Source organism: Marinobacter sp. (assembly GCF_041595835.1).
In the GTDB taxonomy this organism is placed as follows: Bacteria; Pseudomonadota; Gammaproteobacteria; order Pseudomonadales; family Oleiphilaceae; genus Marinobacter.
Genome location: NZ_JBFHJO010000006.1, coordinates 64,779 through 85,785 on the forward strand (window position 1 = coordinate 64,779; position 21,007 = coordinate 85,785).

A 21,007-nucleotide genomic window follows, 5' to 3' on the forward strand; every position below is an offset into this window, starting at 1 on the left:
TTTAGCTGTTCTGATCAGAACTTCACCCGCATACCCGCCAGAAACCCCATGTCGGCATTCTCTTCATCGGTATCCGCAACTTCAGCAAAAACACTGACGTTCTTGGCATTCGGGAACTTATAAGTAACGTTGGCGTACCAAGCAGTGACATCATCACTGTTGTCTTCTTCCTGGTTCTGCAAACCGACGGCTACTCCGGTTGTGCTGGTTACATCAAAAGTAGCAGCAACGTTGTACAGGGTTGTGTCCAGGTCTGTATTACCGTCATCAGTCACACTGTAATCGGCCGCCAGTCCAAACATTCCGAAATCGTAGGCTGCACTTACACCATAGGTATCAAGAGAATCACCAACCAATGGTGTGTGTTGCTGGTATGCCGCAGCCAATGTCAGGCCGGCAATCTCAGTGGAAGCAAACAGATCAAAGAACTCTCCGGTAACACCGTCTTTGTCTTCAGCTTCCAGCTCATAAGAAACGGCCAGATAGACGCTGTCGAGTTCCAGGTTAATGCGCAGAGTATCATCACCATCAGTGCCAACAGCATCAAACTGATCTTCATCCAACGGTGCTTCATAGGCTTCTTCAACTCCGAACTCATCAGATGCAAAGTTCTGTTTACCAAAAGAAAAAGCCGTTACGCCATACTGCAACCCCACATAAGCCTCTTCAATCGGCTCATCCACGTCTTTGCCGTTGGCGTGATCTTTAAAATCGAAGTCCAGGCGACCAAAGGCTTTCATATCATTGCCAAGGTCGTAGCTGACATAGTTTTTCAGCTCCAGGTCATCAAAATCCACGTATTCGCTCTTGTCGTCACCGACTTTCTTACGCAACTGAACCTGAAAATCACCGTTCACTGTGTATGTGAACCCTTCATTCTCATACACCGTCACAGCACTGGCAGAACCAACAGCCATTGAAGATACAGCAACCGCCAAAAGAACCTTTTTCATTATTTACTCCACTGCCCGTTTGTTGAGCGATTCACGCCGACTGACACCTGGCCACCGGACACGAACCGCAAGGTTGTTTACTCAACTGAGACGTCACTATGGAGCGGTCTTATGACAGGGCTATGACATGATTTAAGGAACGTGATTTTTTTCAGCCCTAGGATGATTTGTCTGTTTTTTTACACCGATTAAAACGCAAAAAACCGCACCCTAAAGCGCGGTTTTCCTTTGTGGACATTGCTGACTAGCGAGATGAAGTTCCTACAAGTTCAATGCCATACAGCGTAGTGGTCCCACTGACTTCGTTTCCGACAGCCAGAATCGGCTGGCCATTCGGGCTGTCTTCTGCTGGAATAAACGCCATCCCTTCCGGCCCTAAATCACCCGCATTACCTGATTCCACCTCCTCCGTACTCACGGTAAAATCCCGATTATTCAGATACTGAACAAACTGAGGATTCTGAGGATTGGTGACGTTGTAGACCATGATGCCGCCAACACGCTCAAGCCCGATAAACGCATAATACTGGCCATTAATTGCACCAATCGCTACCGCTTCGGGCTCCGGCCCTTTGTCGTCAGAGCGATTATCAGAACCATTGTCATCGTTGTTAGCGTTAAACCCTTCCGGAATCAGTCTGGCCGTAATGCGCTCAAAATCATTACCGGAATCGAACACCTGTTGCCCCTGTTCATTCCAGATGGAAAACGAGCGAGCACCGTAACTATAGAGTTCACTGTATACACAGTCTTTTTCGACATCAGTGGCAGTATTTGCAGGATCGCAGCCATTGCTGACACCCAGCGTAGACGTTACCTTCAGCCGTCCCAGATTAGCGCTATCCTGCAACGCCTTACGCTGAGCTTCGTCGCCAAAGGCATCACTTAACTGCAAATCCTTAACCCGGTACTCTTCAGTGAAGCCGTCATAATCTCGTGAGTCACCTTCATTCGCGGTGATGTAATAGGTTTTTCCATTGTAACCATAGCTTGCAATAGCATCCGGCAGGTACATCCCCTTCACGGGCCAGTTGCGGAGATTGATGCCACCATCCTTATTACTGACATCAAGCTCATTTCCCGGCATCTGGTGATCTTTGAAGCCCAGCGGAAGCACCTCCAGAATGCTGGCGCTTTCAATATCCAGCACGGCCACAGCATTATTTTCCTGCAATACTACCCAGGCACGGGTGTTATCAACGGAGATAGCAATGTACTCCGGCTCGAAATCCTGGGCCGCTGTCGCGCCCGGCCCAAATATCCGGACACCAGCTTCACGCAGCGCCTGTTCACGGCCATTGAACGCGCGAAAATCTGCCGTCCTCACCGTGGCCTTCTCAACTCCGGCAGATAAGTCGATGACACTGACGCTCCCTTCAGGATCATGGGTGTAATCACCGCTGGGCTCACCTTCATTAGCCACCAGAACCTTTTTGCCATCACGAGTGAACGTCACCATATCGGGCAACGCTCCTACCTTTACCTCACCGACCTTAGTCAAGTCGGCCGTGTTGTAAAACACGACCTTACCGTTTGCCTGTTTCACCTTCGCTTCGATGGCCACCGCAACCAGGTCACCGTGCACTGCCACACTGTTGGCAGATGCGCCTTCGCGCGTTGCATCAATGGTACTTACTAACACTGGATTTTCCGGGTTACGGACATCCAGCACATCGACCGTAGCTGCATTGGCATTGATGACGAACAAACGCTGGCTGAGAGCATCATGAGCGACAATCTCCGCAGCGCTCTCATCGAAAACATTACCTTCAGACCGGTAACTGCCCAGTAGATTCAGTTCGATAAGACCCTGAGCCGCCGTATTTTCCTGAGCCGGCGCGTATCCGCTGCCAGAGCAAGCCGCGAGTCCGAGAGATGAAGCCATAACGGCAGTAGCAAGGAGGGAGCAATTAGAGTTCATGTTTACCTTAGGTTGTCGAATTAATGAATAGATCAACCCAACCTATGGCAAGCAGATGACAGAATGGCTTCAGTAAAAAGACAGTTTGACTATCGCGGCACAAAAAAGGCGACTCAAAGAGTCGCCTTTTCCAACTTATGCTCCGCCCGGATTCAGTGCCCCAGGTAACTACGATACATCCACACCGTTTTTTCTTGCTGAGAGATGTAATCACTCATCAGAGCAGACGTGCCCTCGTCCTCGGCTTCGCCAGCCAGATTGAGTATTTCACGCTGCTTTCTGATCAGCTTACCGAAGCTCTCAACAATATTCTTCACCGCTTCTTTACCATTAGAAACGTCTTTGCTCTCAGCGACATCCGACTGCTGGATATAGGCGCTGTAGGCATGGGATGGAGTATGTCCCAGAGTAAGAACACGCTCAGCAATCTCATCCACCTTCAGTAACAGGTCGTTATACAGTTCTTCGAACTTCACATGCAGCTCAAAAAACTGCTCACCCTTGATATTCCAGTGGTAACCCCGGGCGTTCATATAAAAAATCTGGTAACTGGCTAACAGCTCATTAAGTGAGCCTGCCAGTTTTTGAGTTTTATCTGTATCAAGACCAATAAAGTTCTTCCCCATGTTGAACCTCCTAGTTCTTATGCTGGGTTGACTATGTTGATCAGTATAGGCCGGTGCATGGTCCTACTGAAGTTTACTTCTTCAATCGCCAAGATAGCTTTGAGTTATAAATCTAGCCCACAATTAATAGACACTACCTATCGGTAACCATTAAACATTCTATTTGCAAACGATTCTCAATTAGATTCAAATTGGAGCATCGAAATGTAACACGCGGAGCTAATCATGAGTGCACTCAAACAGTATGTTCACAATCATAGCCCGAAAAACGACCATTCGCTGCTGAAGACGATCACCTTTGCCATGACTCACTTCACTGTCGCTTTTACTGTCGCCTACTGGCTGACAGGCGACATCATGATTGGCGGCCTGATCGCCATGGTGGAGCCTGCGATCAACACCGTGGCCTACTTTTTCCATGAAAAGATATGGAAACGGTACGAGCAGAATTCAACCACTAGTGCCGTTAACTCTGCCAGCGCTTTTCCAGAATCCCCCCTGGGCTGCTGAGTCAAACCGCCCGGGTTAAACACCCGGGCCACAGTCCATGCAGCCTTCTTCAACCTGCGGGCCTGCCTGCAGGTTGTAGTGGAGATCCTTCAAGGCTGAGCGCAGCCCCTCTTCAATAACGGGGTGGTAAAAGGGCATTGCCAGCATCTCACTGACCGTCATGCGCATCTGTGCACACCAGGCCAACAGATGGGCAATATGCTCTGCCGCCGGGCCGAACATTTCTGCCCCCATAAACAAACCACTGCCGTGCTCACCATACACCCGTAACAGACCACGGTTTTTACCCATGACTTTGCTACGGCCCTGTTTTTCAAAATTCACCTCACCTACCGCATAACAACCCCGGCATTTCTCATCAACCTGATGGATAGTTAACCCTACCGAGGCAATCTGTGGGTCAGAAAACACCACGCTCATGGGTGTCTTTCTTTTTCCAGCACGCACATCCGGCCAGGCACCGGCGTTATCACCAGCGATACGGCCTTCGTCGGCCGCTTCGTGCAATAAGGGTCGGTCGGAATTCACATCACCGGCTATAAAAATATGGCTGTCGCCGCAACGCATGGTGTAGGGGTCAAATACTGGCATTCCGCGATCATCAAGCTCAATGCCCGCATTCTGGATATCCAGATTATCCACGTTAGGCTGGCGGCCAGTAGCAGCTAACAGATAATCGAAAGTTTCCTGCCATTCACGGCCGTCTTCGACCCAGGTAATCTGAACACCTTGCTCCGTCCGCTCTATCTTGCGGGTCTCAGCTTTCGGGCTCAGGCAGAACTCTTCGCTGAAGGTCTTCAGGGCATAGTCGCGAATTTTTTCATCACGCAGCCCACCAATGCCCCCACTGACACCAAACAGTCGCACCCGAACACCCAGTCGGCTCAAGGCTTGCCCCAGCTCCAACCCAATAACGCCAGGACCGAACACAGCAACAGATTCCGGAAGATCTTCCCAATAGAAAACGTCATCGTTAACCACCAGCCGATCCCCGGCGCCTTTAAAGACCTTGGGAACATTAGGGCGAGAACCGGTGGCAATCACAATGCGATCTGCATGAACTTCAGTATGGTCACCCACCGCCAGGCGATGAGCGTCCAAAAACCGGGCATGCCCCATGAGCCGTTGCTGTTCTGGTCTGGATTCCATTGACCGAACCACGGAACTTACGAAACGGTCTCGCTCATTGCGCACCCGCTCCATGACTTGCCGGCCATCAACCTGCACGTCGCCAACAAGAACACCAAACCTGGCAGCCTGTCTTGCTTCATGGGCCTTGTCCGCAGCCGAAATCAGCAACTTACTGGGCATGCAACCCACCCGCGCGCAGGTAGTGCCATATTGCTCGCCTTCAATAAGTAACACTCGATCGGTTTTCTTTCGTGCCTGCTGGTAGGCCACCATGCCTGCGGTGCCAGCGCCTATAACGGCTACATCTACTTCACGCTTTTCCATCAGGGCTCCTTGATAAACTTTTCCCGGTTTCTCTGTAACTTACGATACGAGTATAGAAAGCTTGTTGACTCATGACAGGTGAAACAGATAAAAGATCCGGCTACGCTTTCGGCTTTTTACCCTGTTCAACAGGTAGCGGCCTTAATAATGACGGAGACGACAGGTGCAAAACTACTGGCTGGAATTTTTCACTGTGGCACTGATTCACCTGTTAGCGGTAGCTAGCCCAGGGCCGGATTTTGCTGTCATGCTACGTCAGGCTTTCACCCAGTCACGCCGGAATGCTCTGCTCAGTGCTACCGGCATCGGGCTTGGAATTCTGGTGCACGTAGCGTATTCGCTGCTTGGTATTGGACTGATTATCCAGCAGTCGGTCATGCTATTTACCGTGCTGAAAATGATTGGCGCTTTGTATCTGTTATGGATCGCCTGGCATTGCCTGCAAACGAAACCCGGAGGCATTCATGTCGAAACCCAGGGAGGCAATGTTCAGTCCGGGCAGGCAGCCTTCCGGCTGGGCTTCCTGACCAATGTCCTTAATCCGAAAGCGACTCTGTTTTTTGTATCACTGTTCTCTGTGATAATTAACCCCGAAACCCCCGTGTTACTCCAGGCCGGCTATGGTATCTACATGGCTCTGGCCACGGGCATCTGGTTTTCTCTGGTCACAATTTTCTTCACCCTGCCCCGTGTCCGCCGGGGATTCAACCGGTTCGGACACTGGCTGGACAGGCTTATGGGCGGCATTCTGGTGCTGCTGGCCGGGCAACTGCTGTTTTCTACAGTGACCGGATCAGAGCCTCCGTCTGTTCCCACCCCAGGCATGGATCCGTAATTGAACAGCCGTAAATCAGCTCGTCGCCATCGTCCTGGCGCCCAAAGGTCAGGAAGCTTTCCAGCATCAGGCCTTTGATATGAGTATTGCCTCTGTTTTTCTGGGTCATCACGTCTCGGGCAATATCCACCTGTCGCTCGGCCTGCTTACAGGCATTGTCATGGCTGCAGTCCACCATCACTGAGGACGATACACCGGCTTTTTGCAGCTCCGCCACCGCCTGAGCAATGCTCACTTCATCGTAATTGGTCACCCCCCGGCCACCGCGAAGAACCAGATGCGTGTCCGGGTTGCCGGTTGTGGTAATCATAACCGGGGCACCTGAACGCGAGATACCCATATGGTGATGAGGATGAGCTGCCGATTTCATCGCATTAACGGCCACAGCTACACCCCCGTCTGTTCCATTTTTGAAGCCGGTGGGCATAGGTAAACCACTGACCATTTCCCGGTGAATCTGCGATTCTGTGGTGCGGGCACCGATAGCGGTCCAACTCACCAGATCCCCCAGGTAATCCATCATGAATGGGCTCAGAGCCTCAGTCGCCAGCGGTAAACCTAATTCGGACAGTTCCAGGAGCAGCTTTCGTGAACGTTCCAGCCCCTGCTTCAGATCACCCTCACCGGTACGAGCCGGATCGTACAACAAGCCTTTCCAGCCAACCGTCGTTCGGGGTTTTTCCAGGTAGGCTCGCATCACAATCAGGAAGCGATCACTCACCTCATCGGCCAGCGCTTTCAACTTGGTCCCATAGTCCAAAGCGGATTTCTCGTCATGTATCGAACAGGGCCCGATCACAATCAGCGTTCTCGGGTCATGGCCATTCAGCACGCCGCGGATCTGGTCCCGGTAATCAGCAATGGCCCGAGTCAGCGATTCACCGGCAGGAAACTGTTCGCGCAGCTCATCAGAGGTCGGCAGCGTCACTTCCTGGCGAGGCTGGCAAGTTGATGACGACGCTGCGTCCAGAGTTTCTGTTTTCAGAGGCATATTCATGTCCGCGTTCCCATTATCCCTATATCAGAATCAAAAAAGCCCCGGCTGGGCTACCAGTCGGGGCTTTTCGAGTCCGGTGGCAGCCTGGGTTGCTTGCCGGGCTGCCTTCCTCGTTGTATTCGGTCGATGAAGATCTTACGGGCGGCCCGGGCTCTGGCTAAAATAAAAGCCATAACCAAACCACCAAAAAAACACAGCAGAACACTCGGCCTTCAGTTTTTCACCGAAAGCTTTCAGAACATTCAATTGACAGGCTGTGTGTTTGGTCTTCATGCTTTTTACTATATACCCGCAGTTTTCAGGTTGGCAACCTGCAATTCGGATTATTTTATGGGCGGGTCCCCTTATCAGGTGGTGGAGATCTGTATGAACAACAATCAATTAAACCGGCACGCCCACGCATATACTCTGAGATTTCTTTTCATAGTTGTACTTTCAACGTTTGCTGCCGGCGTTCTGGCCCAGCCCGAAGCACGCATTTACCAGCTCAATAACCGAACGGCAGAAGACGTATCACAACAAATCCGCACGCTTTACCAGCAATCGCCGGTCACCGTCACAGCCAGAGGGCTACAACTCGTGATCAGAGGCGAACCAGAGCTGCTGGACGAAATAGGCACGCTGATTCAGACCATTGACGTCCCACCCATTCAGATGCGGATCAGTGTGCGCTACAAGCAAGATACAGGTGGTAAACAATCGGGGACTGGCGTAACCATTTCCAACAGGCAAGCTAACGTCAATGTCGAGCGCCGCACCATCAGCACGAATTCCAGTACAGAGCGACAATTAATTGTGCAGGATGGACAGTCGGCTCACATCACCTCTGGCAATGTACGCAGCCTGCCATTCGCTATTCAGGGGGGACGTAACCCTGCGGTCATTTTGGAAAAAGTAGAGACACGTAGCGGATTTGTGGTCAGCCCGCAGGCCATTTCTGATCAATCTATCGAACTGAGCATTGTCTCATTCGAAGAAGATCCCGCTGCCTTACCCGGTTATGAGACAGAAGCTCTGATGACCGTACGCCGGGTTCAGCCCGGACAATGGATCTCTCTGGGCGGCACCCGCACCCGGGAAACTCACCAGCAAGATGGCATTATCTATCGGGTGAACAGTCATAAAGCCGAAAACCAATCCATTGAAGTGAAAGTAGATATCCTGCCCTGATTCAGGCTCCGCGCTTGCCGATCAAGATATCCCGGGCTTCATTGAGTTTAGCGGCCAGATAGTCGTTGCCTCCCCGGTCCGGATGCACTTTCTGCATCAGTTTTCGGTGAGCAGCAATAACATCTTCCCGGGCGCAGCCAGGCTTTACCCCAAGAATGTCGCAGGCTTCCGCCTCTGTCATGGAACCATTGACAGAGGCACGATGTGCCGATGCCCCCCCGTGGTCCGACTGCCCGCCTGCATGAGACCCTGCGTCGCCTCCCATCGCTTTACGGAACATGGGAGCGTAACGCAGCAACGCCGGAATTTTTCGTACCAGTGGAATAAGCGCTGCAACCGCTGCGGTCAGTATATGAACGCGCCCCGTCAGCACCATAAAGAGCAATAACGCACCTCCGGCCACTAACACAATCTTCCAGATGGCCGCCTTCTGCCCTTCCGGCGACAAAGCTCCCCACTTTTTCAGCACCACAAACACAGCCGCCGCCAGTACCAGGCCAAGTATCAGCTGCATGATTAAGCTCTCTCCTTTTAATATGACTTAACGGGTGTTTCGAAGGCACAATGTACTTTGTTCTGTAGGGCTACGCACGACTGTTTTTCAGATCAAACATGACTATTTTTCTGGCCACAAGAACGTGGCCGGCCGAGACTTAACGAACACAAGCTGTCTATTCAGTATAATCCCGCATCTTTATCTTTGACCGGGCTGATGACAAAGCGTCAAAGCTTTTGTAGCATGCTATCCGATACGCTAATGAAAATTAATAACCATCCATTGCAATCGTTGCCGACCCGTTGTTCATAGAAGCAGCATCCCGCTTTTTCTATCCGGCAACAAAATAAGCATCAGGAAACCAGCCCCCAGGAACCCATCTATGCGTACCGCGTCCCGTTTTATCATCGTCATCATCTTTCTGGGTGTCGTCCTCGGCGGCATCTTTGGCTATAAAATCATGCAATTTGGCCAACTGAAAGAGATGTTGTCGCAGCCTCAGCCGCCAGCAATTGTCTCTGTCACTCAAGCAATGACCGAGTACTGGCAGCCAAATATCAAGGCCGTTGGCAGTATTGTCGCTATCAACGGTATTGCTGTCGCCAACGAAGTACCTGGCGTCATTCAGACCATCAACTTCGAATCTGGTGACACTGTCAGTAAAGGCGATGTCCTGATTGAACTGGATGCAGCCATCGATGAAGCCGCTCTGCGCACCCGCCGGGCCGAAGCACAACTGGCCGCACAGGAATTCAAGCGCATTTCAGACCTGCTGCCCAAACGCGCTGTATCTCAGTCTCAGTATGATACCGCCAAAGCCAATTACGATGCGGCCCGAGCTCTGGTGAATGAAGCCGAAGCACAACTGAGCAAAAAGGTGATTCGCGCGCCCTTTGACGGCACGCTTGGTATCCGCATGGTCGACCAGGGCGAATATATCCCAACAGGCAGCCCGATCGTTGAAGTCAATATGCTGCACCCGATCTACGCAGACTACACATTGTCTGAAAAATACCTGCCGAATATTGACCGAGACTACCCGGTTTCTGTAACCGTGGCTGCCGTACCTGACCAGATTTTCGAGGGTAAAGTCAGTGCGATTAACTCTTCAGTCAACCCTGAAACCCGTACCGTGCGCGTACGTGCAACCCTGAACAATGAAGAGAACAAACTCCGCCCGGGCATGTTTGCAACCATTCAGACCGGCCAACCGATAGAGCACGAAGTGGTCACCCTGCCCCGCACAGCTATTTCCTATAACACTTACGGCAACTTCGTGTTTGTTGTAGTCGAGAATGACAACGGTGAACTGATCACAGAACGACGCACAGTCACTACCGGCGAAATTCGTAACGGCCGCGTAGCTGTCACCTCAGGGCTTGAATCCGGCGAAACGGTTATCGCCAAAGGATTGCTGAGACTTCGCGCCGGTCAGCGGGTCACGATTCAGGAAGAGCCCGAGCAGGAGGCGTCTGAATAATGCGTTTCACTGACATATTCGTCCACCGGCCGGTTCTGGCCACAGTGGTCAGCTTGCTGATCCTGTTGGTTGGTGTCCGGGCGGCCATGGAAATGGAAATACGCCAGTATCCGAAACTGGAAAGCACCACTGTGACGGTTACTACCGCCTACCCCGGTGCCAGCTCGGATCTGATCAAAGGCTTTATTACAACGCCTCTGCAACAGGCCATTGCCGAAGCCAGCGGTATTGATTACCTGGTATCTACCAGCTCCCAGAGCGTTTCTACCATTCAGGCCAAGATGGTTCTGAACTACGATGCTAACGATGCCCTCGCCGAAATCCAGGCCAAGGTCGCGAGCCAGCGCAACGTGCTGCCTTCGGAAGCCCAGGACCCGGTCATCACGTCAACAACCGGTGATAGCACGGCACTGATGTACATTGCGTTCTACAGTACAGAGCTGAGCGTGCCACAAATTACCGACTACCTGACGCGGGTTGTACAGCCCAAGCTGCAGGCCCTGGCTGGAGTGGGTAAAGCCCAACTACTGGGCCGCACCTTTGCCATGCGTATCTGGCTGGACCCAGAGCGCCTGGCAGCAGTCGATATGACACCGGTTGAAGTGGCCGCAAAATTACAAGCCAACAACTACCAGGCTGCGGTAGGTAAAACCCAAGGCAAATATACCGAGATCAGTCTGTCCAGTGATACCGATATCGCTGACCCAGATGCATTCCGCAACCTGGTGGTCAAACAAAACAACGGCACGCTGATTCGGCTGCAAGATATTGCCCGCGTTGAACTAGGTGCCCAAGACTACGATAAGCTAGCGCTTTATAAGGGCCAGCCAGCCACCTACGTTGCCATCGAAATGGCTCCGGGTGCCAACCCACTGACCGTAGCAAGTCTGGTAAAAGCAGAGCTTCCCGAAATTGAACGACAGCTACCAAGTGGGCTGGGCGTTCGCCTTGCCTACGACGGCTCTGACTTTATCGATGACTCCATCAACGAAGTTATCTCGACCCTGATAGAGGCCATGATCATTGTTCTGGTCGTGGTCTTCCTTTGCCTGGGTTCAGTAAGAGCATCTGTAGTGCCATCCGTCGCCGTACCGCTGTCACTGATTGGCGGGGCCTTCATCATGCTCATGTTCGGCTTTTCGCTGAACCTGCTGACCCTGTTATCTATGGTACTGGCCATCGGTCTGGTGGTGGATGACGCCATCATCATGGTGGAAAACGTACACCGGCACATTGAGCAGGGTGAATCCCGCTTCGAAGCCGCCATCAATGGCGCCCGGGAAATGGCGACGCCCATCATTGCGATGACCACCACTCTCGTGGCGGTTTACGTTCCCATCGGTTTCATGGGAGGCCTGGTTGGCTCCCTTTTCACCGAATTCGCATTCACTCTTGCCGGCACGGTTGTCATTTCCGGTATCGTCGCCCTGACTCTGTCCCCGATGCTCTCAGCCAAGGTACTGAAACCCCACGGTAACCCAGGCAAATTCGAGCAACTCGTGGAGAAAACCTTCAACGGCTTGGCCTCTGTTTACAAAAAGGCTCTATCCTCGCTGATGCAGACTAAGTCAGTTGTTGTGTTCTTCGCCGTGGTCGTTCTGGGCTCTATTTACTTCATGCTGCTGATGAGCCAGAGCGAACTCGCCCCCACCGAAGACCAGGGCATCCTGTTCTATCAAGGGCTAGGCCCGGAAACCTCTACTCTGGACTACCTGTTTGATCATGGCCAGGAAGTTCAGGAACGCATGACCAGTGTTCCGGGCTATGCCGAAGACTTCATGATTCTCGGTGTCACCAGTCCAAATGCCGTATTTGGTGGTTTCAAGCTTAAGCCATGGAGTGAACGGGAGATCAGTCAGTTTGAAGTTCAGCCCCAACTGGACGCAGAACTGAAAAACGTAACCGGCCTGCAAACGGCCGTATTCCCTCTTCCATCCTTGCCGGGCTCCGGTGGCGGCCTGCCATTCCAGTTCGTGATCACCACCGGTGGCAGCTATGAGCAGTTGGATCAAGTCGCTGATGAAATGCTTGGCAAAGCCATGCAAAGCGGTAACTTCATGTTCCTGAAGAAGTCCATCAACTTCGACAAACCGGTGACACGCATCCATGTCGACCGTGATCGCGTGGCGGACCTGGGTCTGTCAATGCAAGACGTGGGGCTGTCTTTGTCCAGCATGCTCAGCGGTGGCTACATCAACCGGTTCAACATGGAAGGACGCTCCTACCAGGTGATCCCGCAGGTGGACCATCAGTTCCGCCCAAGCAAGGAGTCACTGGAAGATTATTACATCCGGGCGGGCAACGGTGAGTTGGTACCCCTGTCCAGTGTCGCGAGCTTCAGTGAAGAAGTTGAGCCTTCTAACCGCACCCAGTTCAACCAGCAGAACTCGCTGACTCTGGAAGGTGTAGTGATGCCTGGTGTTGCTGCCGGCACTGCGATGGAATTTATCGAGCAAACCGCCGCAGACGTCTTCCCCCAAGGCTTCAGCTTTGACTACACGGGGGAATCACGCCAGCTCGCTAACCAGGGTAGCGCTTTGGTCGTTACTTTCTTCCTGTCGCTGCTTGTTATCTATCTGGTGCTGGCTGCGCAGTTTGAAAGCTGGCGTGACCCGATCATCATTCTGGTTTCCGTACCTATGTCGGTAGCTGGGGCCATGGTGTTTATCGTGCTCGGCTTTGCCACCATGAACATCTATACCCAGGTGGGCCTGATCACTCTGATCGGAGTGGTGTCCAAGAATGGAATCCTGATCGTAGAATTTGCGAATCAGCTTCAGAAAGATCGTGGGCTAAACAAAATAGAAGCAGTAACCGAAGCGGCAGCTATCCGGCTACGCCCGATTATCATGACCTCTCTGGCGCTGATATTCGCCATGGTCCCGCTGCTTATTGCTATCGGTCCTGGCGCACAAAGCCGGTTCGCCATTGGCCTGACGATCAGTGCTGGCCTGGGCATCGGTACTCTGTTTACCGTCTTCGTACTTCCGGCGTTTTACATCCTGCTGGCTCGTGATCACCACGGCTCAGCAGAGAGTGAGTACAGCGAAGTGGAGGACGCTCAGCAGAGCAAAGCCTGACTGCCTGCCCCCGGTCAGAAACTAAAAAGCCCGCCATGAACAATCATGGCGGGCTTTTTTTATTCAGGTCACAATCCGTTAAGCTGAGAGATGGCACTGCGCCTGCAGCCTACGGCGCCATTGCACCGTTTCACTGGGCAGCTCACCGAAGTGCTCTTTATAAAGAGCAGCAAAGCGCCCGAGGTGACTGAAGCCCTCATCTGCCGCGTACCACGAGATATGGGGATCATCACACTCACAACTTACCAATCGCCTGCGTACGCGAATCAGCCGGCACCGCTGATAGTAGCGGTAAGGCGTAAAACCAGCTTCCCTCTTCATAAGGTAATACAAGTTCCGCTCACTCGCTCCGGCATGCTTCGCCAGCTCTTGCAGGTTAAACTCCCACTCGGATTCTGTTCGGATTTTCTCAATCGCTCTAACCAGCCTTCGATCCAACTGAGGCGGCTCCGCAAGTGAGCCCGGATGTTCCCTGGCCAGCAAACATTTAACCCTACGGAAAAGATCATTTACTGTTTTGCAGGCATGCTGATGCCCCCGCAGGTATTCTGCCATGAACATAAAGCGGCGAATCTCGCTGGCAACAGCCTGAGCTTCATCAGGAACAGAGCACAACTGAGGCAGCTTGCCCGAAGGTAAAAGCAGAACCAATTGACTCAGACCATCAACAGACAGCGTAAATTCCATATCTTCTGGAATTACGATAAGCGGGTAAGCGGGAAGCCTGGAGCCGTTCAGTGTAATGTTGCACCGGCCTTCAACTGAGAGAACAACCATAGGTCGTTCCAGCAGGCGGCCGGTGAACGTCATATCCTGGTGAATATCTAAAACACACACATGGCCGGCATCAGCCTCAAGCATAGACAACGAGCCGGCGACACTTTGCGGGTTAGCAAGGCGACAATGTAAGTCAGATGGCCAAAGCAGGTCCTGCATGGCCGCAAGCCATTCATCTCCAGTGCCCCGGTGAAGCCGCAAATAGGCTTCCAAATCAAAGTGGGTGTTGCGATCGCGCATTAGGCTCAAACAGGTAATGATTAGAACTGCCCTTTTATGTTACATAAGTAAAAAACCCTAGCCAAATATCGCAAAACAGGAGCTATCCGGGCTCAAATCGAGTCTAAATTGATACTCGTCAACTATAGATCAGTTCACCCACTCACTATTCACGCCAGATTCAAGCTGGAAAATGGTAACGGCCGCGCCATCAGGTAACCTTGCCCGCGATTGCATTTCAGCTCCCGCAGCTTCGTCCTTTGATCCTCTGTTTCTATACCCTCTGCCACCACCTCTAACCCGAGAGCTTCTGCAATCGCCAGAATAGCAGACACAATTCTTGCGTCGGCGCCATCCTCTCCCAATCGCTGAACAAATTTCCGATCAATTTTCAGTACGTTAACCGGAAGGCTGTGAAGGTATGCCAGAGAGGAATACCCCGTACCAAAATCATCAATCGCAACCCTTACGCCCTTGTCACAGAACTCTTGCAGCTTAACAAGGCAGCTACGTGAAAGATTCATCAGATGGGTTTCCGTAATCTCAATCTCCGGCTGCCAGCCCGCCAGCCGGATCCGGGCAAAAAACGGTTCCAACAGTTGCTCAAGTCGCTCATCGGCTATCTGTCTTGCAGAAATATTGATGGCCAGATATTTCGAATGACCACTACCCATCTGACATTCATCCAGATCTCTGGTAATCCTGCGAACCAGTACTTCCGTGAGTTCATGAATCTGCCCTCGCTGCTCAGCCAATGGTACAAAGTCAGCGGGTGAAACCGGCCCCAGCTCTGGATGCTGCCATCTCAAGAGTGCTTCCATACCCACCATCGCGCCGGACGCAAGATCATATTGGGGTTGATAGACAACGGAGAACTCTTCCTTTGATATTTTCAACGAGGCAGTTAATGCCTCTGAAAGTCGCTGCTGGAACTGCTCCTGCTGACATTCCATTGCGCTATAGACCCGATAGCAGGCTCGACCTGACAATTTCGCGGTGTACATTGCCCGGTCTGCGTTTTGCAACAACTCAGCAGCAGTTTCACCATTCTTCGGATATACTGCTGCGCCGACCGAGGCCGTCAAAAAGTATTCACGGTGATCCACCATTATCGGCGCACGAAAGGCCTGAACCATACGTTCACATACGGCCTGAAATTCCATCTCCGTGTCGAGTTCCACCATCGCGGCAAACTCATCCCCGGACAGGCGAGCAACCATATCCCCCTTGCGTACAACCTCCTGAATACAGACGGCCGCCTGCTGAAGAACCCTGTCGCCACAGTCATGACCATGCAGGTCATTAACAGATTTGAAAAAATCCAGATCAATGTACAACAAGACAAACTTATTATTTAAAGAATCGCGCTGGCTCACCCGCGCTTTTAGAAACTCCTGAAAAAAAGACCGGTTCGGCAATTCCGTCAAAGGATCGTAGTAAGCCAGAGAGGCCAGATAGTCATTTCCTGCGGTCAGCTCGCCTACATCCATAAACATACCGGCAAAAAGGCGATTACCATCGTATTCCACCGGGTAGATAGTGAGCCACTGAGGATAATTTTCGCCATTTTTCCGGCGATTCCAGATTAACCCCTCCCAGCGACCACTCTCATTAAGGCTTTTCCACATAGCCTGGTAGAACTCAGCTGAGTGCAGCCCCGAACTCAATACCGAAGGCGGCCGGCCCAGAACTTCACTTTCCTGATAGCCGGTAACCACGTGAAACATGCGATTAACGTAGGTAATTTTCGCGTCCGGTGTCGAGAGCATAATGGCTCTGGGATGGCTATCCACGAAAGCCTTAAACCCTCGTTCCTGTAACGTCTGCATCATAGATGAGTCTCTTCCATGCTTAGCTTATTCATCAGCCTTAAACCCCAGCATAGGGAGAAACTACCGTTAACCTATCCACTTTTTGCAAAAAATCGCTGTCTTTGACCAAAACAGGAATAGGCCTTAACAAAAACGAGAGAATTGCAATATACGGATACCCCCGCAATGGCGACAGGCTGATATTGGGTACATCAAATAACAAGAAGGCAGGGAGTGCACCAATGCGCAGAAATGAACCGGTTACCCAGATTGAGAGAAAGTTCCACAATCACAGCCATCTCATCACCACAACGGACCTCAAAGGGAAAATTACTGCGGCGAACGAGGCGTTTGTCGAAATATCGGGATTCAGCATGGACGAACTCCTCGGCCAGCCTCACAACCTGATCAGGCATCCCGACATGCCAAGGGAAGCTTTTGCCAATTTATGGGACACCATCCGAAGCGGGAATTCCTGGCGTGGCCTTGTCAAAAACCGCTGCAAAAATGGTGATTATTACTGGGTAGATGCCTATGTAACGCCCATCCTCAAGGATGGCGTGTTGGTGGAGTTCCAGTCTGTTCGCTTTTGCCCCAGCCGATCTCAGATTCAACGTGCCGAGAAAGCCTACGCGGCCTGGAATAACGGCAAGTTACCACGTCGCTACCAGGCAACCAGCCCGCCTCTGCTGTCCAAACTGGCCTGCCTGTATGCACTGCTGGCCTGCAGCCTGTTGTGGTTTGGCCTCGCTGAACTCAGTGTCACAAGCCTGCTTGGACTCCAGGCTCTGTTACTCGGCGTTTTTGGCGTACTGTTCTGGCTAACGCTGCCCATGATCAGAACCGCCCGCAGCGTGGCCCGCGACGCCCACCCTGTAATGCCGTGGATCTACACAGGCCGGCGAGATGAAGGCGCCTGGATTGATTATGACCTCCAGAAAAAGGATGTCACGCTGCGAGCCATTTCAGCAAGAATGCATGCCAATATCGCAAGACTCCATGGCCGAAAACAAAAAACCATGGACTGGGTATCCAGTTCAATGACCTGCATTCGCAGTCAGCAGTCGGATATAGAACACATCACCCGCGCCTTTGAGGAACTGGCACAAAGCGTCGCGCGGGTAAACGAAATGACAAGCCGTACGGACCAGGCCAGTGCCGACGCACGACACTCGGCCAAACAATGCCAGGCTCGCATGGACAACGTTGACCAGGCGCTTCGCGAGCTGCAAAGTCAATTGACCGAAGCCAACGCGGATATGGCCAAGCTGACCGAACGCAGTAATGCAATCAGTGTTGTATTGGAAGTCATCTCAGATATTGCCGGACAAACTAACCTGCTGGCACTGAATGCAGCCATTGAGGCTGCCCGGGCGGGTGAAACTGGTCGCGGCTTTGCGGTAGTGGCTGATGAAATCCGGGGGCTGGCACAGCGCACTCACGAATCCACCCAACGCATTGATTCCATGATAGAAGGTTTACAGTCCGAAACCCGTACCGTGGTCAATGCCATCAGCAACGGAGCTAACGCCTGTGAGCACACCGCAAGCCTGGCGAATGAAGCCTGCCAGGCACTTCAGGTCACTCTCAGCGACATCGACGTCATCGACGATTGCGCCCGAGAAGTAGCCAGTGCGGCAGAGCAGCAATCAGCACTCGCACTGCAAGTAGAACAGCAGGCAGAAAGTCTGCTGAAACTGGGCAACCAATCCGTCGAAAGCAGCGAAAGTGCCCACCAGGAATCCGAGCGGTTGGGCAATAATGTTGACCGCGCTCAGCTCCTGACAAGCCATTTTCTGCAAATGCTGCTGCCACCGACGAGCAACAAGCAGCAAAAATTCCCCGAACCGACACAATAGGGTAGTCTGGCGTTTTACCGGCTCAAAGAGCCGGTCACACCCATGACAAACAGGGCTGCCTGCATTTTGACTCTTGGAACCCTTTTCTGGATTTTCACTGCGGGCTTCGCGACGTGGTACTGGTGGAAGGCAAAAGCCATCAAAGACTCCGTGTTAGAGGCTACACGCCGCTATTGTAAGACCATGGACGTGATGCTCCTCGACGACGCTGTTTTTCTTCGAGGCATCTGGTTCAAACGCGACCAGACCGGCAACCTTCGGGTATGGCGCCGCTTTCTATTTGACTTCACCACCACCGGCGAAGAAAGATATACCGGGCGGGTGATCATGCTGGGCAAAAAAATCATGCATATGGAACTGGACCCCCACCGGTTCTGACCTGCACATGTCTGCACACTGGTTTTCTAACTGAAACCTGCCTGTCACATTTCTGTAGCATCCTTATCCCGTCTCAAGTTTCAACCACGGGCTCTATAAGCATGGCAATGCCAACTCTCAGAAATTTCGTTTTCTTTGCATTCTTATCACTGCAGTTCCACTCTCCTTTATTCGCTCATGTGCTGGAAATTCATGGATCAAACACGATTGGCGCCTCACTCGCACCACTCCTCGTGACAGAATACCTTGAACAAATTACCCAACAAGAGGTGCGCAAAGAGCCCACCGGAAATGATAATGAGCAGGTTCTGACAACCACCAGTCAACAAGGTGGAGAACTGTCTGTTCTGGTAGCAGCCCATGGTTCCAGCACGGGATTTCAGGCGCTAGCTAACGGGCAGGCTGATATCTGGGCCTCTTCCCGTCCGGTAAAGAAAGCAGAGGCTGAACAGCTTCGGCCAGAAACTGAGCTCACAAATCTCCAGACCGAGCATGTCATTGCCATCGATGGCCTTGCCATTCTTGTGCATCCAACAAACCCGGTCAATCAACTCAGCATCAGCACCCTTCGGAAAATTTTTAGCGGCCAGATCCAAAACTGGTCAGAGTTAGGCGGCAACAATACCCCCATTCAGCTTTATGCTCGTGACAAGCGTTCCGGGACTTGGGACACATTCAAATCACTGGTACTAGGCAAAACCGAAAAGCTGCATGAAACCGCTCGCCGTTACGAATCCAACGACCAACTCTCTGACGATGTATCCCGAGACCCTCAGGCTATCGGCTTCTCAGGTCTGGCGTCCGTTCGAAACAGCAAATTACTGGCCATCTCTGACGGCACAGCTCCTGCTTTAAAACCGGATCAACTGACCGTCGCCAGTGAGGATTACCCTCTCTCCCGCCGGCTGTACATGTACACCATGGGATCAAACAGCACTGAATTTGCCCAAAACCTCATCGAATTCACATTAAGTGCCAAAGGACAGATGCACGTCGCAAGATCCGGCTTCATATCTCAAAACCCGATCGCAGTGAAACCCAGACTGGACCACTCCGTGCCTGAATCCTTCAGGCGCCTGACAGAAAACTACCTTCGATTGACGGTTAACTTCCGCTTTTCAGAAGGCCGAACCAAGTTAGACAACAAAGCCCGCCGGGACCTTCTACGAGTGAAGCATTACCTGGCCAGTAACAACCGCTCTACCGATGACCTGCTGTTAATCGGCTTTTCCGATGCTCAGAGTAATGAATTACGAGCCCAGCTTATCTCGGAACTCAGAGCACTCTCTGTTCGCCGTGCATTAAACGACATCGGCTTGAGCTCAGTTACCTATACAGGTTATGGGCACTACATGCCGGTTGGTGATCGCGGCAACCAGCGCAATGGCCGTGTAGAAGTCTGGGTAAAAGCTCAAGGCCTCACCCATATGGGCGATTCCTGAGGCCTCTGCTTTCCGCAATACTTCCTGTTGCAATAAAACCAACAAAAATAATAGGAGTGTTTATATGCGTTATGCCATGCCTGTCCGGCTAGTGGCCGGAGCCCTTATGCTTGTGTTCTCAATGTTGAGCTACGCAAGCTATACCCAAACCCGATACCCGATTGTTCTGGTACACGGTGTTACCGGCTTCAATACACTGGGAGGTTTGGTCAATTACTTTCATACCATCCCGTGGAACCTTGAACGCAGTGGCGCTCAGGTGTATACCGCCAGCGTCTCCTTTGTGAACAGTAGCGAACAACGGGGCCAACAGTTAGCCAGCTACATCAACAGCTTAGGGCACAGCAAAGTCAATTTGATGGCCCACAGCCAAGGTGCCCCGACGTCTCGCGTTGCTGCGGCTCTGATTCCAGATCGCATTGCCTCTGTCACGTCAATCAACGGTGTCAACAAAGGTTCAAAAGTGGCCGACGTGATGCGTGGAGTTATACCTCCCGGAAGCTACGTGGAAGGCGGAGCTGATGCCATCGCAAACGCCTTCGGCGGCCTGGTCAACGCCTTGTCCGGGGCCAGCAACCCCCAAGACGGCATAGCCGCTTTGGAAACACTGACCACTGAAGGCACCACAGATCTGAACGATGCTCTCGGCTGGAGCGGAGTGAACCGTAATGCCTGTTCAGGCACCAATGAAGATGTCTGGATCAACGGACATAAAGTTAAGTTTTTCTCTTGGACTGGCCGAGGCATCTGGACTAACGTTTTTGATATTACAGATCCCTTCCTGGCCGTTACGTCTATGGCATTTGGCAATGAGCCAAGTGATGGCCTGGTGGACGTTTGCTCCACCATGATGGGTAATGTAATTGGTACCCACTACGACATGAATCATGTTGATGCCATTAACCACTTGTTCGGCGCCCGGTCTCTATGGACCAATCCGGTAAGCCTTTATCGCTCCCATGCAAACCGCCTGAAAAATCGCGGATTGTGAGGTTGTT

17 protein-coding genes are annotated in these 21,007 nt (G+C 52.1%); 9 read left to right on the forward strand and 8 right to left on the reverse strand.

The features are described from left to right. Positions 1 to 14: 14 nt before the first annotated feature. From ABYA77_RS04275 to ABYA77_RS04285, 3 genes are all read right to left on the reverse strand, one after another. Entirely contained in the window at positions 15 to 953 is a 939-nt protein-coding gene (locus tag ABYA77_RS04275; protein WP_372964705.1) for a porin, read from the reverse strand. A 244-nt stretch (positions 954 to 1,197) separates the two neighbouring features. Then, positions 1,198 to 2,838: a choice-of-anchor I family protein gene (locus tag ABYA77_RS04280; RefSeq protein WP_372964706.1), complete on the reverse strand. Its 1,641-nt coding sequence runs from the start codon at positions 2,836 to 2,838 to the stop codon at positions 1,198 to 1,200. A 188-nt stretch (positions 2,839 to 3,026) separates the two neighbouring features. Then, positions 3,027 to 3,500, reverse strand: coding sequence for a Dps family protein (locus tag ABYA77_RS04285; protein WP_372964707.1), 474 nt, complete (start codon positions 3,498 to 3,500; stop codon positions 3,027 to 3,029). A 225-nt stretch (positions 3,501 to 3,725) separates the two neighbouring features. Here ABYA77_RS04285 and ABYA77_RS04290 point away from each other — a divergent pair, with 225 nt between their 5' ends. Beyond that, positions 3,726 to 4,010: a DUF2061 domain-containing protein gene (locus tag ABYA77_RS04290; RefSeq protein ID WP_372964708.1), complete on the forward strand. Its 285-nt coding sequence runs from the start codon at positions 3,726 to 3,728 to the stop codon at positions 4,008 to 4,010. A gap of 15 nt (positions 4,011 to 4,025) precedes the next feature. Here the strand turns inward: ABYA77_RS04290 and ABYA77_RS04295 are convergent, their stop codons facing one another. After that, complete coding sequence (locus ABYA77_RS04295) at positions 4,026 to 5,465, reverse strand: dihydrolipoyl dehydrogenase (protein ID WP_372964709.1); 1,440 nt, start codon at positions 5,463 to 5,465, stop codon at positions 4,026 to 4,028. Positions 5,466 to 5,628: 163 nt separating this feature from the next. Here ABYA77_RS04295 and ABYA77_RS04300 point away from each other — a divergent pair, with 163 nt between their 5' ends. Continuing rightward, positions 5,629 to 6,300 (forward strand): LysE family translocator, encoded by a 672-nt coding sequence (locus ABYA77_RS04300; RefSeq protein WP_372964710.1) that lies wholly within the window; start codon positions 5,629 to 5,631, stop codon positions 6,298 to 6,300. Here the strand turns inward: ABYA77_RS04300 and ABYA77_RS04305 are convergent. Then, positions 6,245 to 7,297: a 3-deoxy-7-phosphoheptulonate synthase gene (locus tag ABYA77_RS04305; RefSeq protein ID WP_372964711.1), complete on the reverse strand. Its 1,053-nt coding sequence runs from the start codon at positions 7,295 to 7,297 to the stop codon at positions 6,245 to 6,247. The two genes, ABYA77_RS04300 and ABYA77_RS04305, sit on opposite strands and share 56 nt — an antisense overlap. A 366-nt stretch (positions 7,298 to 7,663) precedes the next feature. Here ABYA77_RS04305 and ABYA77_RS04310 point away from each other — a divergent pair, with 366 nt between their 5' ends. After that, a complete protein-coding gene (locus tag ABYA77_RS04310; RefSeq protein ID WP_372964712.1) occupies positions 7,664 to 8,467 on the forward strand; it encodes a secretin N-terminal domain-containing protein in 804 nt (267 codons plus the stop codon). A gap of 1 nt (position 8,468) precedes the next feature. Here the strand turns inward: ABYA77_RS04310 and ABYA77_RS04315 are convergent, their stop codons facing one another. Next, positions 8,469 to 8,981 carry a molecular chaperone DnaJ gene (locus ABYA77_RS04315; protein ID WP_372964713.1) on the reverse strand — a complete coding sequence of 171 codons (513 nt, stop codon included), beginning with the start codon at positions 8,979 to 8,981 and terminating at the stop codon, positions 8,469 to 8,471. A 364-nt stretch (positions 8,982 to 9,345) separates the two neighbouring features. Here ABYA77_RS04315 and ABYA77_RS04320 point away from each other — a divergent pair, with 364 nt between their 5' ends. Next, positions 9,346 to 10,443: an efflux RND transporter periplasmic adaptor subunit gene (locus tag ABYA77_RS04320; RefSeq protein WP_372964714.1), complete on the forward strand. Its 1,098-nt coding sequence runs from the start codon at positions 9,346 to 9,348 to the stop codon at positions 10,441 to 10,443. After that, positions 10,443 to 13,523: an efflux RND transporter permease subunit gene (locus ABYA77_RS04325; RefSeq protein WP_372964715.1), complete on the forward strand. Its 3,081-nt coding sequence runs from the start codon at positions 10,443 to 10,445 to the stop codon at positions 13,521 to 13,523. The genes ABYA77_RS04320 and ABYA77_RS04325 overlap by 1 nt, the downstream gene beginning before the upstream one ends. A gap of 78 nt (positions 13,524 to 13,601) precedes the next feature. On the opposite strand, the gene ABYA77_RS04330 is transcribed toward ABYA77_RS04325, so the two are convergent. Beyond that, positions 13,602 to 14,540 carry a helix-turn-helix domain-containing protein gene (locus ABYA77_RS04330; RefSeq protein WP_372964716.1) on the reverse strand — a complete coding sequence of 313 codons (939 nt, stop codon included), beginning with the start codon at positions 14,538 to 14,540 and terminating at the stop codon, positions 13,602 to 13,604. Positions 14,541 to 14,689: 149 nt separating this feature from the next. Beyond that, the gene (locus ABYA77_RS04335) at positions 14,690 to 16,351 is read right to left on the reverse strand and encodes a putative bifunctional diguanylate cyclase/phosphodiesterase (protein WP_372964717.1); all 1,662 of its coding nucleotides are present in this window, start codon (positions 16,349 to 16,351) and stop codon (positions 14,690 to 14,692) included. 221 nt (positions 16,352 to 16,572) lie between these two features. Here ABYA77_RS04335 and ABYA77_RS04340 point away from each other — a divergent pair, with 221 nt between their 5' ends. From ABYA77_RS04340 to ABYA77_RS04355, 4 genes are all read left to right on the forward strand, one after another. Further along, the gene (locus ABYA77_RS04340; RefSeq protein ID WP_372964718.1) at positions 16,573 to 18,189 is read left to right on the forward strand and encodes a methyl-accepting chemotaxis protein; all 1,617 of its coding nucleotides are present in this window, start codon (positions 16,573 to 16,575) and stop codon (positions 18,187 to 18,189) included. A gap of 66 nt (positions 18,190 to 18,255) precedes the next feature. Next, the gene (locus ABYA77_RS04345; protein WP_372964741.1) at positions 18,256 to 18,567 is read left to right on the forward strand and encodes a DUF3301 domain-containing protein; all 312 of its coding nucleotides are present in this window, start codon (positions 18,256 to 18,258) and stop codon (positions 18,565 to 18,567) included. 101 nt (positions 18,568 to 18,668) lie between these two features. Beyond that, positions 18,669 to 20,009, forward strand: a complete 1,341-nt coding sequence (locus tag ABYA77_RS04350; protein WP_372964719.1) for a substrate-binding domain-containing protein — start codon at positions 18,669 to 18,671, stop codon at positions 20,007 to 20,009. A gap of 64 nt (positions 20,010 to 20,073) precedes the next feature. After that, positions 20,074 to 21,000 carry an esterase/lipase family protein gene (locus tag ABYA77_RS04355; protein WP_372964720.1) on the forward strand — a complete coding sequence of 309 codons (927 nt, stop codon included), beginning with the start codon at positions 20,074 to 20,076 and terminating at the stop codon, positions 20,998 to 21,000. The last annotated feature ends 7 nt before the right edge of the window (positions 21,001 to 21,007 follow it).